This is a genomic window from Streptomyces sp. R818 (genome assembly GCF_056172735.1).
Genome location: NZ_JAOCNE010000006.1, coordinates 399,950 through 413,414 on the forward strand (window position 1 = coordinate 399,950; position 13,465 = coordinate 413,414).

Annotated in this window: 12 protein-coding genes; 3 read left to right on the forward strand and 9 right to left on the reverse strand. The window is 72.0% G+C overall.

Features of this window, described 5'->3' with window-relative positions; genetic code table 11:
- Positions 1 to 210: 210 nt before the first annotated feature.
- From N5I75_RS18150 to mshD, 5 genes are all read right to left on the reverse strand, one after another.
- On the reverse strand, positions 211 to 1,158 hold the full coding sequence (locus N5I75_RS18150) for an ABC transporter permease (RefSeq protein ID WP_476678779.1): 948 nt from the start codon (positions 1,156 to 1,158) through the stop codon (positions 211 to 213).
- Positions 1,155 to 2,138, reverse strand: coding sequence for a hypothetical protein (locus tag N5I75_RS18155; protein WP_476678781.1), 984 nt, complete (start codon positions 2,136 to 2,138; stop codon positions 1,155 to 1,157). Before N5I75_RS18155 ends, N5I75_RS18150 begins: the two co-directional genes overlap by 4 nt.
- Positions 2,135 to 3,034, reverse strand: coding sequence for an ABC transporter ATP-binding protein (locus N5I75_RS18160; RefSeq protein ID WP_476678783.1), 900 nt, complete (start codon positions 3,032 to 3,034; stop codon positions 2,135 to 2,137). Before N5I75_RS18160 ends, N5I75_RS18155 begins: the two co-directional genes overlap by 4 nt.
- Complete coding sequence (locus N5I75_RS18165) at positions 3,031 to 3,432, reverse strand: GntR family transcriptional regulator (protein ID WP_476679534.1); 402 nt, start codon at positions 3,430 to 3,432, stop codon at positions 3,031 to 3,033. The genes N5I75_RS18160 and N5I75_RS18165 overlap by 4 nt, the downstream gene beginning before the upstream one ends.
- 114 nt (positions 3,433 to 3,546) lie before the next feature.
- Positions 3,547 to 4,482, reverse strand: a complete 936-nt coding sequence (mshD, locus tag N5I75_RS18170) for a mycothiol synthase (protein ID WP_476678784.1) — start codon at positions 4,480 to 4,482, stop codon at positions 3,547 to 3,549.
- Positions 4,483 to 4,682: 200 nt separating this feature from the next.
- Here mshD and N5I75_RS18175 point away from each other — a divergent pair, with 200 nt between their 5' ends.
- Both N5I75_RS18175 and N5I75_RS18180 read left to right on the forward strand, forming a co-directional pair.
- Positions 4,683 to 6,536 carry a bifunctional metallophosphatase/5'-nucleotidase gene (locus tag N5I75_RS18175; RefSeq protein ID WP_476678786.1) on the forward strand — a complete coding sequence of 618 codons (1,854 nt, stop codon included), beginning with the start codon at positions 4,683 to 4,685 and terminating at the stop codon, positions 6,534 to 6,536.
- Between the two features lie 109 nt (positions 6,537 to 6,645).
- Positions 6,646 to 7,848: an LmeA family phospholipid-binding protein gene (locus tag N5I75_RS18180; protein WP_476678788.1), complete on the forward strand. Its 1,203-nt coding sequence runs from the start codon at positions 6,646 to 6,648 to the stop codon at positions 7,846 to 7,848.
- A gap of 2 nt (positions 7,849 to 7,850) precedes the next feature.
- Here N5I75_RS18180 and N5I75_RS18185 read toward each other — a convergent pair whose 3' ends face one another.
- From N5I75_RS18185 to N5I75_RS18200, 4 genes are read right to left on the reverse strand one after another with little or no spacing between them, the layout of a single operon-like run.
- Complete coding sequence (locus N5I75_RS18185) at positions 7,851 to 9,272, reverse strand: HAMP domain-containing sensor histidine kinase (RefSeq protein WP_476678789.1); 1,422 nt, start codon at positions 9,270 to 9,272, stop codon at positions 7,851 to 7,853.
- Positions 9,269 to 10,003, reverse strand: coding sequence for a response regulator transcription factor (locus N5I75_RS18190; RefSeq protein ID WP_476678791.1), 735 nt, complete (start codon positions 10,001 to 10,003; stop codon positions 9,269 to 9,271). The genes N5I75_RS18185 and N5I75_RS18190 overlap by 4 nt, the downstream gene beginning before the upstream one ends.
- Positions 10,004 to 10,062: 59 nt before the next feature.
- The gene (locus N5I75_RS18195; protein ID WP_476678793.1) at positions 10,063 to 10,236 is read right to left on the reverse strand and encodes a hypothetical protein; all 174 of its coding nucleotides are present in this window, start codon (positions 10,234 to 10,236) and stop codon (positions 10,063 to 10,065) included.
- A gap of 25 nt (positions 10,237 to 10,261) precedes the next feature.
- On the reverse strand, positions 10,262 to 11,416 hold the full coding sequence (locus N5I75_RS18200; protein WP_476678795.1) for a S1C family serine protease: 1,155 nt from the start codon (positions 11,414 to 11,416) through the stop codon (positions 10,262 to 10,264).
- A 251-nt stretch (positions 11,417 to 11,667) separates the two neighbouring features.
- Here N5I75_RS18200 and N5I75_RS18205 point away from each other — a divergent pair, with 251 nt between their 5' ends.
- Positions 11,668 to 13,425, forward strand: coding sequence for a trypsin-like serine protease (locus N5I75_RS18205; protein WP_476678797.1), 1,758 nt, complete (start codon positions 11,668 to 11,670; stop codon positions 13,423 to 13,425).
- Positions 13,426 to 13,465 lie beyond the last annotated feature (40 nt).

The window sequence follows — 13,465 nt, forward strand, 5'->3', positions numbered from 1 at the left end:
GGGGTCGGGGGCGGGGCGCTGCATTCCGTGAGCGTGTCAAGGCGTTCTGAATCGCTGGTTACGGTGACATGACGTCCCGGGGGCGGGCATGGCGCGGGCGGGTTTTTGTTCGGGGGGTCGGTTCGGCGCCGCGACGGTTGAGGGTTGCCCCCGGGTGCCGGTCGGTGGCCTCTTCCCGCGCCGTTCCCCGCGCCCCTGGCGGGGTGCCTGTCATGCGGCGATTCTTCTGCGCAGGATGCGGTAGGTGAGGGTTACGGCCAGGGCGGTCAGGGCCAGGAGCAGGGCGGTTTCGGTGAGTTGGAGGGGCCAGAAGTGGGCGGGCGGGTGCCCCTCCGTGTAGAAGCCCGTGATGTCGTGCTCGGCGAGGCAGGCGCTGTCGCCGACGCACAGGGGGTCGGCGATGTGCGCGCCCGAGCCGGTGATCGCGCCGTCGCCCGTGACCTCGCCCCGGAAGGAGACGTAGCCCTCCCGGACGCCGCCCGTCACGGTGCTGGTGGGCCACATGTGCGGACGCAGCACATCGGCGCAGAACGCCAGCAGGAGCGTGAGCACGCCGGAGAAGGCCGCCGCGCTGCCCGCCTTGCGCTGGAGCACGGCGCCGAGCGCGCCACAGGCGAGGCCCAGGAGAGGCAGGGCGACGGCCGTGGTCCCCAGGATGTTGTAGGAGGGGCCGGTCCACCACTGGTTGTCGTTGAGGCCGGGTGCGGCGGCGGCGACGGCCCGGCGCAGTGCGAGCAGGAGCCCGGTGCCGGCGATGAGGAGCAGTGCGGGCAGCCCCAGCTTGGCGGCGAGCCAGCGGGCCGGCGTGACGGACTGCGTCCAGGCCAGCTGGGCTGTGCCTCGCTCCAGCTCGCGCCCGAGGAGGACGCCGCCCGCGAAGACGGCGACCAGCAGGGGGAGGGTGCTCAGCGAGGCGTCCACGGCGGTCAGCGCGGTGGTGTACGAGGCGGCGCCCGGTCCGGCCGCGAAGCACGACTGCGAGCCGTCACCCGTCCCGCAGTGTCCGCGGAGCACGAGCCCGTCCGACCCCGGCCCCCACAGCCACAGCAGCACCCCCGCCGCCACCGCCACGTACCCGGTCCACAGCCACAGGGCGATCCGGTGCAGGCGCAGCACCGTCCAGGTCAGGCCCCGGGGGCGGGGCAGCGCGAGGCTCATGCGGAGGCTCCCTTGGGCTGGGTGCGGCGCAGGACGAGGAAGGCGGCCGCGACGGCGAGCACGGTGAGGCCCAGCAGGAGGCCCGTCTCGGTGAGCTGGCGGGGCCAGTAGTCGGGGGAGGGCAGGTAGTGCCGGGTGAAGCCGGTGACGTGGTGCTCGGCGAGGCACTTCAGGTCCTCGTAGCAGCCGGGGTCGCCGGTCTCCGCGCCGCTTGAGGTGATCGCCTTGCTGTGGACGGCCAGCTCGGGCTGCTGGTACCAGCCCTGGAACGGCCAGGAGTTGGAGCGCAGGGCTCCCGCGAGGTACTGGCCGATCCCGGCGATCGCGAGGGCGGGCAGCGTACGGCGGACGAGCAGGGCGACGAGCACGCCGAACGCCAAACCGAACAGAGCATTGGCCACGGTCGCCGGGCCGATGGAGAAAGCGAAGTCGCGCGGGCCGATCCCGGCGACGAGGAGGTGGCCGCGCGCGTCCCACACCCCCTGGTAGAGGAGGACGACGAGCGCCGTGCCGAGCGTGATGAAGAGGGCGGGGACGGCCAGCTTGGCCGCCAGCCAGCGGGCCGGGGTCACGGACTGCGTCCACGCGAGCTGCGCGGTGCCCGACTCCAGTTCCCGCGCGATCAGCGGACCCGCCGCGAACACGGCGACGGCGACCGCCGCGATCCGGGTCAGCGACAGCGGGTTGTAGAAAACGGCGTCGAAGGAGCCGAAGAGGGGGACGGTGGAGGACAGGCCCTGAAAGGCGTTGCCCTGCGCTCCCCGGTAGCCGAACGCGTCGAACGCCTCTCGCGCTTCCGACGAGCCCGGCCCCCACAGCCAGAGCAGCAGGCCGACCGTGATCGCGAGGTAGCCGAGCCACATCCACAGGGCGGTGCGGTGCAGCCGCAGCACCGTCCAGACCAGGCCGTCGGGGCCGGGCGGGGTGCGCCGGGGCTTCCGGGCGGCGGACCCGGGCCGCTCCAGGGTCGTCGTGCTCATGCGGACACCGCCGATCCCGTGGTGGTGCGGGCGGTGGTGCCCGGGGTCAGCAGGGCCGGGGCGTCGGGCGCCCGGAGGTGGGCCAGGAGCAGCTCCTCCAGGGAGGGTTCCTGGACCTGCCAGCTCGCGTCGAGCGGGCCGTCGCGGCGGATCAGGGCGGTGACGCCGCGGCCCGAGGCGCGGGACTCGACGACCGTGTGGCCGGACAGGTCGCCGCGCCCGGTGACGAGGCTGTGCGCGTCCGTCAGGTCGTCCATGCCGCCGCCCAGCCGGATCCGGCCGCCGCCGAGGAGCAGCAGGTGGTCGCAGGCGTCGGCCAGCTCGGCGACGATGTGCGAGGACATCAGGACGGTGGTGCCGTGCTCGGCGGCGTCCGCCATGAGCGTGCCCATCAGCTCGTGCCGGGCGAGCGGGTCCAGGTCGGCCATCGGCTCGTCCAGGAGCATCAGCTCGGGCCGCTTGCCGAGCGCCAGGGCGAGCGCGACGCGGGTGCGCTGGCCGCCGGAGAGCGAGCGGACCCGGGCCCGCGGGTCGAGAGCGCCCTGCTCGACGATTCTCGCGGCGTACGCGGCGTCCCAGCGGCCGGGGTTCAGCTCGGCGCCCATGCGCAGGGTGTCCGCGACGGAGAGCTGGGGGTAGAGCGGCTTGTCCTGGGAGAGGTAGGCGACCTTCGCGCGTGCCTGGCCGGGAGTGCCGTCCAGGACCTCGATCCGGCCCGCGCTCTGCCGCAGCAGGCCCGCGGCGATGGCGAGGAGCGTGGACTTGCCCGCCCCGTTCGGTCCGACGAGGGCGCTGATCCGGCCGGCCGGCAGCCGGAACGAGCAGTCGTCGAGGGCGGCGGCGCCGAGCCGTCCGTACCGCTTGCCGAGGCCGGTCGCCTCGATGGCCGTGCTCATGCAGTCCCCTTGGTGGTGCTGGTGGTGCCGAAGTGTGTGTCCAACGCGCTGCCGAACAGGGCGGCCACGTCCTCGCGGTCGAGCCCCGCCTCCCGTGCCCGTCCCGCCCAGTCGTCGAGCTCCGCCCGCAGCGGTGAGTCGGCCGCTGCGGAGCCGAGGGATCTGCGCACGAAGGTGCCGAGGCCCCTGCGGGCCTCGACGAGTCCGGAACGCTCCAGCTCGCGGTAGGCCTTGAGCACGGTGTTCGGGTTTATGGCCGTCGCCTCCACCACCTCGCGGGCCGTGGGCAGCTTGTCGCCGGGTTCGAGCAGGCCCATCCGCAGGGCCTGCTCCGTCTGGTGGACGATCTGGAGGTAGGTGGCGACGCCGCTGTGGCGGTCGATCCGGAACTCGATCACGTACTCCCGCTCGCCCACTGGCGTACCCCCCTTTCACTAATCAAGTAGTGAAAGGGTGATGCAAGAGAGGGGGTGACGTCAAGCGACGTCACCCCCAGGGGTAGAAGGTGCTGGTCAGGACTCCGTGCGGTACATCAGGTCCGTCTCGTGCGTGCTGAATCCGAGCCGCTCGTACACGCTCACCGCCGCCTTGTTGTCGGCGTCGACGTAGAGCATCGCCGTCGGCAGCCCGGCCGCGGCCAGGTGGCGCAGGCCCGTCGTGGTCAGCGCCTTGCCGAGGCCGCCGCCCTGCTGACCCGGGGCGACGCCCACCACGTACACCTCGCCGAGCCGCTCCTCGGCGTGCACCTTCGTCCAGTGGAAGCCGACCAGTTCGTCGCCCTTGAACGCGAGGAAGAAGCCCGCCGGGTCGAACCACGGCTCCGCCTTGCGGTCGTCGAGGTCGCGCTGGGTGAGGGAGCCCTGCTCGGGGTGGTGCGCGAACGCCGCCGCGTTCACCGCCAGCCAGGCCGCGTCGTCCTGCCCCGGCACGAACGTGCGGACGCGGACGCCCGCGGGCAGTACGGGGTCGGGCAGGTCCAGGCCGGTCAGGGGGCGCCGCATCTGGCGCAGTTCGCGGAACAGGGACAGGCCGAGCACCTGCGCGAGGTGGCGGGCCGCGCCGTGCCCGCCGTGCGCCCACACCCGCAGCCGCTTCCCGGAGGCGGCCAGGAGCGCCGCGCCGAGCGCCCGCCCGTGCCCGCGCCCGCGGAAGCCGGGGTGCACGACCAGCTCGGCGGCCGGGGCCTCGACCGGGTCGGTGTCCTCCAGCTGCGCGTACCCGAGCAGTTCGCCGTCGACGGTGAGCAGCAGGTGGTGCACGCCCTCGCGCTCCCCGCCGCGCAGTTGCAGCCGCCCCTGCTCCGAGACGGCCTGCTGGCCGTCGGCGCGGGCGGCGTCCGTGAGCAGCGCGAGGACGGTCGCGGCCTGCGCGTCGGTCAGGGCGGACAGGGTCTCGATCTGGCGTCCTGGGCGGGCCGGATCGCTGGTGGAGGCGGGGTCGGTGGTCATGGGGTCGAGGGTACGGCGGACCCGTGGCCAGGTGGCGGCAACCAGCGGCAACCAGCTCGTAACCAGCAACCCCCTGTTGCGCTACGCGCGTTGACTCTAGGCTTCCCGCTGTCACGCCGACAGCAGCAAGTCCAGCAGTAAAACCAGCAGCAAAACCACCAGTAGGTCAGCACTAGTCGCACTCGGCCCCAGGGGGACGTATGCCCACATTCAGACCAGTTTCCGGCGCGGGGCCCCGCCCGGTCCGCCGCCGCGTCAAGGCCACGCTCGGCGCGGTCGCCACCCTCGCCACGGCCGGTGCGCTGATCGCCGCGCTTCCGGCGAGCGCGGCCCACGACAAGGGTGAGCGGCACGGCAAGCACGACCAGGGCCGCTACCAGGACATCCAGCTGCTGTCCTTCAACGACCTCCACGGCAACCTGGAGCCGCCGGCCGGATCGTCGGGCCAGGTCACCGAGAAGCAGGCCGACGGCACGACGAAGCAGGTCGACGCGGGTGGCGTCGAGTACCTGGCCACGTCGCTGCGCACGGCGCGCAAGGGGCACCCGTACAGCGTCACGGCCGCCGCCGGTGACCTGATCGGCGCGAGCCCGCTGCTCTCCGGCCTCTTCCACGACGAGCCGACCGTCGAGGCGATGAACAAGCTCGACCTGGACGTCACCGGCGTCGGCAACCACGAGTTCGACGAGGGCGCCACCGAGCTGGCCCGCATCCAGAACGGCGGCTGCCACCCCAAGGACGGCTGCTTCGAGAAGGGCCGGAAGTTCCAGGGCGCGGACTACCCCTACCTCGCGGCGAACGTCACGGACGAGAAGACCGGCAAGCCGATCCTCGCCCCGTACTGGGTGTGGAAGCACAAGGGCGTGAAGGTCGGCTTCATCGGCGTCACCCTCGAAGGCACGCCGAACATCGTGTCGGCGGACGGCGTCAAGGGCCTGAAGTTCCACGACGAGATCGAGACCGTCAACAAGTACGCCAAGATCCTCGACAAGCAGGGCGTGAAGTCGATCGTCGCCCTGATCCACGAGGGCGGGGTGCCGGCCTCGTCCTCGTACAACTACGACTGCGACGCGTCCGGCGCCGGCTCCGGCGTCTCGGGCCCGATCGTCGACATCGCCAAGGGCATCACGCCGAAGGTCGACGCGCTGGTCACGGGCCACACGCACAACGCGTACGTGTGCACGATCCCCGACCCGGCGGGCAACCCGCGCATGGTCACCTCGGCGTCGTCCTACGGAAAGCTCTACACGGACACGGCCCTCACGTACGACCGCCGCACCAAGGACGTCGTGCGCACGTCCGTGAAGTCCTCGATGTCGGCGAAGTCGGTGAACCACGTCGTGACCCGCACCCAGCCCAAGGCGCCCGACATGACCGCGCTGATCGGCCGCTGGAACAAGCTCGCCGCGCCCGTCTCGAACCAGGCCGTCGGCTACATCTCCGGTGACATCCCCGGCCGTGGCGCCGGTACGCCGGAGGAGCCGCTCGGCGACCTCATCGCGGACGCGCAGCTCGCCCACGCCAAGACCCTCGACCCGAAGGCGTCCGTGGCGCTGATGAACCCGGGCGGCGTCCGCTCCGACCTCGTCTACAAGGCGAGCGGCAGCGAGGGCGACGGCGTCGTGACGTACGGCGAGGCGTTCACGGTCCAGCCGTTCAGCAACACGGTCAACCTCGCCGACCTCACCGGCGAGCAGCTCATCACCGCGCTCCAGCAGCAGGTCAGCGGCTCGAACGAGGCCTCGCCGAAGATCCTCCAGCCGTCGGCGGGGCTCACGTACACCCTCGACATGACCAAGTCCGGCGCCGCGCGCGTCGTCGTCGACTCGATCAGGCTGAACGGCGCGGCGATCGACCCCGCCGCCACCTACCGCGTCGCGATGAACTCCTTCCTCGCGGGCGGCGGCGACGGCTTCGCGGCGCTCGGCCAGGGCAAGAACCCGCTGGTCGGCGCCGACGACCTGAAGGCGTTCAACGACTACCTGACCGCCAACTCCTCGGCCGCGAACCCGATCGCCCCGCCGAAGGCGGACCGGATCACGATCGTGAAGTAACCGGGTAGAGCGGGGAAACATGGGGTGGCCTACGGTTGACCGTGGGCCACCCCGTTCGTTGGTCAAGGCCGCTTGCCCGGACGGTGGGGGTGTGTGGTGGAATCGCCCGATGCGTACCCCCCACCGCATAACCAACTACCGCAACCCGTACGAGGAGTTGGCCGCTCTCGCCGACCCGCCGGAGAACCCGCTCGAAGAGGTGCTGCACAGCGAGCCGCCCGCCGCGGACGACCCCGACGACGCGTGGCAGCCGCCCGACCACGGGCGCGGCCGCCGCCGCAACCGGTTCGCCGGGCTCTCGTTCGCCGTCAAAGGCGTGATCGCGGTCTGCGTCCTCACCGCGTTCCTCGTCCTCGCCGACCGCTGGGCCGTCCTCTACGCCGAGCACCGCGCCGCGCAACAGCTCAAGAAGGAGCTGAAGCTGACCGCCGCGCCCGAGGTCGAGATCGAGGGGTTCCCCTTCCTCACGCAGCTCGCCGACCGCCGCGTGGACGAGATGAAGATCACCGTCCCCGACGTCGCCGCCGACCGCGTCACCCTCGCCAAGGTCTCGGCCACCGCCCACGACGTACGGATCGAGGGCTCGGGCCCCACCGACATCAGCGGCGCGTACGTCGACGCCATGCACGGCGAGGTGCTGCTCAGCTTCGCCGACATGAACCGCGAGCTGGGTGCCTCGCAGGTCACCTTCACCGGGCACGGCCGCGACCGGGTCCTCGCCCGCGGCACCCTGCCCGTCGCCGGACACGACGTGCACGTCAGGGCCGACGCCACGATCCGCCGCCTCGGCGCGTCCGGCATCGCCACCGACATCGACGGCATGCGCCTCGACCTCGGCGGCCTCGCCACCTACCGCCCCGGCACCCGCGCCGACGAGGGCCTGCACCTCAGCGCCGCCTCGGTGCGCCGGATCACCGAGGAGACGGACAAGGCGAAGCGGCTGCTCGCCATCCCGGCGATCGCGCACCGCGCCGGGGTGCCCGACTCGGCCGTCCGACAGGCCCTGCGCGGCGACAAGAAGGTCAGTGAGGTGACGGGCGCGCCCCGCTTCGTGCACAGCCTGATGAGGATGAACCTCGTCGACATCGCGCTCGACCACCCGTGGCTGCTCCAGAAGCTGGGCCTCGACCCTGCTCTGTTGAAGGGCCTCTCCCAGCTCACCCGCCCGCAACTCGCCGACCGGCTCTCCCTCGCGTTCCACCTGCCGAAGCTGCCGGGCGACCACGGCTACGTACGTCTGCGCGACGTCCACGTGGAGAGGGACGGGATCAGGGTGGACCTGTCGGGGGCGGGTCTTTCGGTGGGCCGCTGAGGTCAGGGGAGTTCCGGCGGCGGCGTGGGCGCGCCGGGCAGCCGCATCGTCGCGACCGTCCCGCCGCCGTCCGCCGCCGCGAGCGCGACCTCGCCGCCGCTCGCCTCCACCGTCCGCGCCACGATCGACAGACCGAGCCCGGAGCCGGGCAGCGCGCGGGCGGTCGGGGAGCGCCAGAACCGGTCGAAGACGTACGGGAGTTCATCGGCGGGGATGCCGGGCCCGTGGTCCCGGACGGTGAGCGTCCCGCGCATCAGACGGACCTCGACGGTCCCCTTCTCCGGGCTGAACTTCACGGCGTTGTCCAGGAGGTTCACGATGGCCCGCTCCAGTGCCGCCGGTTCCGCGCGGACGTACCAGGGGGCCAGCTCGGCGTCGATGGTCAGCTCGGGGCCGCGCAGGCGGGCGCGTTCGACGGCGCTGCGGACGGTCTCGTGCAGGGAGACGACCTTGACGGGGCCGTCGCCCGCGCTGAGCCCCGTCCGGGACAGCTCCTGGAGATCCCCGATCAGCGCGGCCAGCTCCGTCATCTGCGCCTTCAACGACGCCATCAGCGCCTTGCGGTCGTCCGGGGGGATGGCGCGGCCCGTGTCCTCGCTGCGGGTGAGCAGTTCGATGTTGGTCCGCATCGAGGTCAGCGGCGTACGGAGTTCGTGGCCCGCGTCGGCGATGAGCTGCTGCTGCAGTTCGCGGGAGGAGGCGAGTGAGGCGGTCATCGAGTTGAACGACGCGGACAGGCGGGCGATCTCGTCGTCCCCGTCGACCGGGATACGGACGGTCAGGTCCTCGGTCCTGGCCACGTGCTCGACGGCCTCGGTGAGCTTGTCGACGGGCCGCAGCCCGGTCCGGGCGATCCAGAGCCCGGCGGCGGTGGCACCGAGAACACCGATGCCGCCTACGGCCAGGAGGACCCAGGCCAGCGTGGTGAGGGGCCTGGTGACTTCCTTTATCGGGCTGGCGATCGACACGGCTTGCGGCAGCCGGTTGCGGTCTCCGTCCACAGCGGGCAGCGTCACGACACGCATGGCCGTGCCGTCCTCGGCCTCGGTGGTGTGCTCCGCCGAGTCGCTCGTGCCCTGGGCGACCGCCACGTCGGAGTCCTGCACCGGGATCTTGGGGTCCCCGGGGGACGTGCACGCGGTACCGTCCGACTGGATGATCTGCACCGTCGGGCCCGGGAAGCCCTGGCTTCCCGGCGATGTCCCCGAGTTGCACGTGGCCTGGATGAACTGCAGCTGGGACGTCTTGACGGACGTCGCTTCGGTCCGGAGGTTGTTGTCCATCTGGTTGTACAGCTGGTCCCGCGTGATGAACCAGCACGTCACCGCCACCGCCGCAACCGCCGCCGCAACCGCGACCGCGACCAGCAGCGCCAGCCGCGACCGCAACGGCAACCCGCGCACCCTGCGGAGCACCCCGCTCATTCGGCCCCGCCGGACCGCAGCACGTACCCCACACCCCGCACCGTGTGGACGAGCCGCGGCTCACCCCCGGCCTCGGTCTTGCGCCGCAGGTACATCACGTACACGTCGAGCGAGTTGGACGACGGCTCGAAGTCGAAGCCCCACACGGCCTTGAGGATCTGCTCACGCGTGAGGACCTGACGCGGATGGGCCAGGAACATCTCCAGGAGCGTGAACTCCGTACGGGTCAGTTCAACAGTCCGCTCGCCCCGCGTGACCTCCCGGGTCGCCAGATCCATGCGCAGGTCGGCGAACGACAGGACATCCGTGTCATCGACCCCCCCGACCGCAGCGGCCGCGTACCCGCTGCGCCGCAGCAGCGCCCGCACCCGCGCGAACAGCTCGTCGAGTTCGAACGGCTTGACCAGGTAGTCGTCGGCGCCCGCGTCGAGGCCGGTGACCCGGTCGCCGACGGTGTCGCGGGCGGTGAGCATGAGGATCGGGGTGGTGGACCCGGTGGCGCGGAGGCGACGGGCGGCGGTGAGGCCGTCCATGCGCGGCATCTGGATGTCGAGGACGACGAGGTCGGGCCGGTTGGCGGCGGCCTTCTCCAGTGCGTCGGCGCCGTCGACGGCGACCTCGGTGGCGTAGCCCTCGAAGGCGAGGGAGCGCTGGAGCGCCTCCCGCACCGCGGGCTCGTCGTCGACGATGAGGATGCGGTGCGGGTCGCGGTCGCCTTCGGCGGGGCTCATGAGCTGCGCTTCCTTCACAACGGTGGGGGCGGGCGGGAACGTCTCTCGGAGACAGGCCCTCAGCCTCGCACGACGGCGCGACGCCCGCGTACGGCGCGGCGCGTCGCCGTCGGCACGACTTCGGGCGCGCGGGTGACGGGCGGGTGCAGGGCGGAGACGACGGTGAGGGCGAGGGAGAGGCCGGCGGGGCCGGCGGTGGCGGTCCCCGCGGGATGACGGACGGTACGGATCATGAGGTGCTCCCGGTTCGGGGGACGGTCAGTTGTCGGCGCCCCCGGCGCGCAGCGTGTCGAGGTCGGCCTTGACGGTGTTGATCGGGATGGCGAAGCCGAGCCCGACGCTGCCCGCGCTGGAGGAGTCCCCCGACGAGCCGGAGGAGCCGGAACTGGCGGAGTACATGGCCGAGTTGATGCCGATGACATTGCCGTTCATGTCGATGAGGGCGCCGCCGGAGTTGCCGGGGTTGAGGGACGCGTCGGTCTGCAGCGCCTTGTACGTGGTCGTGGAGGAGCCGGTGTCGCCGTTGAACTCCTGGCCGCCGAACTCGAACGGCCACTGGCCGCCGGAGCCGCCCTGCTGCTGTTGCTGCTGGCCCTCGTCGGTGGAGACGGTGACGTCGCGGTTGAGCGCGGAGACGATGCCGCTGGTGACGGTGCCGGTCAGGCCCTCGGGGGAGCCGATGGCGACGACCTGGTCGCCCACCGCGACGCCGGAGGAGTCGCCGAGCGTGGCGGCCTTCAGCCCTGACGCGTTCTTCAGCTTGATGAGCGCGAGGTCCTTCTTGCTGTCGGTGCCGACGACCTCGGCGGTGTACGACTTCCCGTCGTTCGTCTGCACCTTGATCGAGGAGGCGCCGGAGATGACGTGGTTGTTGGTGAGGATCTCACCGTCGCTGGTCAGGATGACGCCGGAACCGGTGGAGGAACCCGACGACAGCGAGGCGTTGACCTCGACGATCGAGGGGCTGACCGCCGTGGCGACCCCGGAGACGGTCCCCTTCTGGCTGCTCGGCACGACGGTGGTGCTGGTCGAGCTGGACGCCGTGGTGTCCGAGCCGCTCAGCTCCTGGAAGGCGTACGCGGTACCGCCCCCGACCGCGGCCGCCGCGACGGCGACGGCGGCGAGCAGCCCGACCGGCCCGCGCAGCCGCTTGCGCTTCTTCGGAGCGGGGGCGGGAGCGGAGGCGAGGGCGTCGGCCGGGGCCTGCGCCTCGGGCCCGTACGCCGCGAACTGAGCGGTCTGCCCCGACTCGTACGACGAGGCGGACGACGGCTCGTACGACGGCGGGGGAGGGTAGGCGCTCCCCGCGTACGGGGCGCTCCCCCCGTACGGGGCGCTCCCCGAGTACGGGGACTGCTGCGGGGCGGTGCTGTCCTGCTGGTACTCGCCGCTGTGGCGGAAGCTCTCGGTCATGGGACAAGCGTGTGGCCCGTACATGAGAGCCACCTGAGCGCGCCCTGAGAGTCCCGGCAGAACCCTGTTTGCCCGAAATAAAGGAGCGCGGGGCGGGCGAACGGCGGGTGGCCGTGGGGTGTGATCGCGGAGTGCCCCGGACCAACACTTTCCGGACCTGTGTGAACACCGTGTGGGGGGCGGCTGCCGATGCCTACGATCCCCGCCCGTGCACGAACCCGTGTGCGAACTCGTCACACCAGGAGCCCTGAGTGATACGTGCTCACCGCGGCCGTTGGAGACGCCCCGTCACGGCGTTGCCCACGGCCGCTCTCGCGCTGGCCCTGACCTGCGCCGGTGTCCTCTCCGCGCAGCCCGCGGGCGCGGCCGGCACCCCGCCCGGACTGCCCGACGCGGCCGCCGTCGCCGGGGCCGTGAACCCGGCGCCCGCCGCCCCCGACTCCGTTCTGCGCGAGCGGGTCGTCGAGGCCGCGAAGACGCAGGCGACGCCGGAGACGAAGCCGAAGAAGACCCCGTTCATCATCGGCGGCACCACGACGTCGATCTCGTCCGCACCATGGATGGTGCAGCTCTCGTACTACGACGAGGCGGCGGACGAGGGCTACTTCTGCGGCGGCACCCTCGTCGCCCCGAACAAGGTCCTCACCGCGGCCCACTGCGTCGCCGGTCTCGACTGGAAGGCGAACGGCGCGGTCGTGGCCGGCGCCTCCGGGCTGCTCGACGACGCGAACGGCACCGTCGCGGGCGTCTGGCGCCAGTGGAACCACCCGCGCTACGACAGCGCGACCACCCAGCACGACATCGCGGTCCTCACCCTGGACCGCCCCCTGGAACAGCAGTGGACCAAGCTGACCCAGAGCAACGACACCGCCTCGTACAAGGCGGGCACCACCGCCACCGTCTACGGCTGGGGCCTGACCTCGGGCGCCGACGACGCGGACCTGTCGGCGACCCTGCGCAAGGCGACCCTGCCGATGGTCGCCGACTCCACCTGCGACAGCGCGATGCGCTCGGTCCTCGGCGAGGACGACTTCGTCGAGGGCTCGATGTTCTGCGCGGGCACCCCCGCCACGGGCACGGACGCCGGCACGCAGAGCCCGTGCAGCGGTGACTCGGGCGGCCCGGTGATCGTCGGCGGCAAGGTCGTCGGCATCGTCTCGTGGGGCGTCGCGGGCTGCACCGCCGAGGGCGCCTACCCGGTCTTCACCAAGGTGGCCCCGTACGTCTGGGCGGCGCAGCCGCGCATCGACGACACGGACCTGTCCCTCGACGGCCGCGCCGACCTCCTGGCGCGCACCCCCTCCGGCAACCTGTTCGAACAGGACAGCAAGGGCACCTCGCTCACCACCCGCGCCTTCCAGGGCGACGGCTGGCAGTACGCCACCTGGGCCCTCCAGGCCGACCTGGACCGGGACTTCTACCAGGACGTGATCGTCCGCGACAGCACCGACGGCAAGCTGTACCGCAGCTACTACGACCATGCCTCGGACGCCTTCGAGTGGATGCAGATCACGTCGGTGTGGGGCGGCTACAAGTCCTACGCGATCCCCGGCGACATGACCGGCGACTCCCGCCCCGACCTCGTCGCGGTCGACGCCGACGGCTCCACCTACCTCTACCCGGGCAAGGGCGACGGCGAGTTCTACGGCAAGGTCAAGGTCGTCGACAAGTCCTGGAAGGGCGTCAAGGTCTTCGGCCGCGGCGACCTGACCGGCGACGGCAAGGCCGACCTGCTCGTGCGCAACAGCTCCGGCGTCCTCTACCTCTACCGGGGCACGCAGGTCGAGCACACCCCGTTCGCCGCCCGCATCCAGGCGCGTACCGGCTGGAACTTCAACGCGTACGTGAGCAACGGCGACGTGACCGGTGACGGCATCGCCGACGTCATGGCCCGTGACTCGGGCGGCACGCTGTGGCTCTACCCCGGCACCAACAAGGCGTCGGCCGATGTCTTCGGCGCGCGCAAGAGCCTGGGCACCGGCTTCAGCCAGTACAACCTGTTGTTCTGAGCCGTCCGAACCCGCACCCCTGGTCCTGCGGCTGTGACCG

Bases quoted from the DNA above. Each gene is read 5' to 3' on its own strand.
- N5I75_RS18150 (WP_476678779.1), bottom strand. From the start codon at position 1,158: ATGAGCCTCGCGCTGCCCCGCCCCCGGGGCCTGACCTGGACGGTGCTG.
- N5I75_RS18155 (WP_476678781.1), bottom strand. From the start codon at position 2,138: ATGAGCACGACGACCCTGGAGCGGCCCGGGTCCGCCGCCCGGAAGCCC.
- N5I75_RS18160 (WP_476678783.1), bottom strand. From the start codon at position 3,034: ATGAGCACGGCCATCGAGGCGACCGGCCTCGGCAAGCGGTACGGACGG.
- mshD (WP_476678784.1), bottom strand. From the start codon at position 4,482: ATGACCACCGACCCCGCCTCCACCAGCGATCCGGCCCGCCCAGGACGC.
- N5I75_RS18175 (WP_476678786.1), top strand. From the start codon at position 4,683: ATGCCCACATTCAGACCAGTTTCCGGCGCGGGGCCCCGCCCGGTCCGC.
- N5I75_RS18180 (WP_476678788.1), top strand. From the start codon at position 6,646: ATGCGTACCCCCCACCGCATAACCAACTACCGCAACCCGTACGAGGAG.
- N5I75_RS18185 (WP_476678789.1), bottom strand. From the start codon at position 9,272: ATGAGCGGGGTGCTCCGCAGGGTGCGCGGGTTGCCGTTGCGGTCGCGG.
- N5I75_RS18190 (WP_476678791.1), bottom strand. From the start codon at position 10,003: ATGAGCCCCGCCGAAGGCGACCGCGACCCGCACCGCATCCTCATCGTC.
- N5I75_RS18195 (WP_476678793.1), bottom strand. From the start codon at position 10,236: ATGATCCGTACCGTCCGTCATCCCGCGGGGACCGCCACCGCCGGCCCC.
- N5I75_RS18200 (WP_476678795.1), bottom strand. From the start codon at position 11,416: ATGACCGAGAGCTTCCGCCACAGCGGCGAGTACCAGCAGGACAGCACC.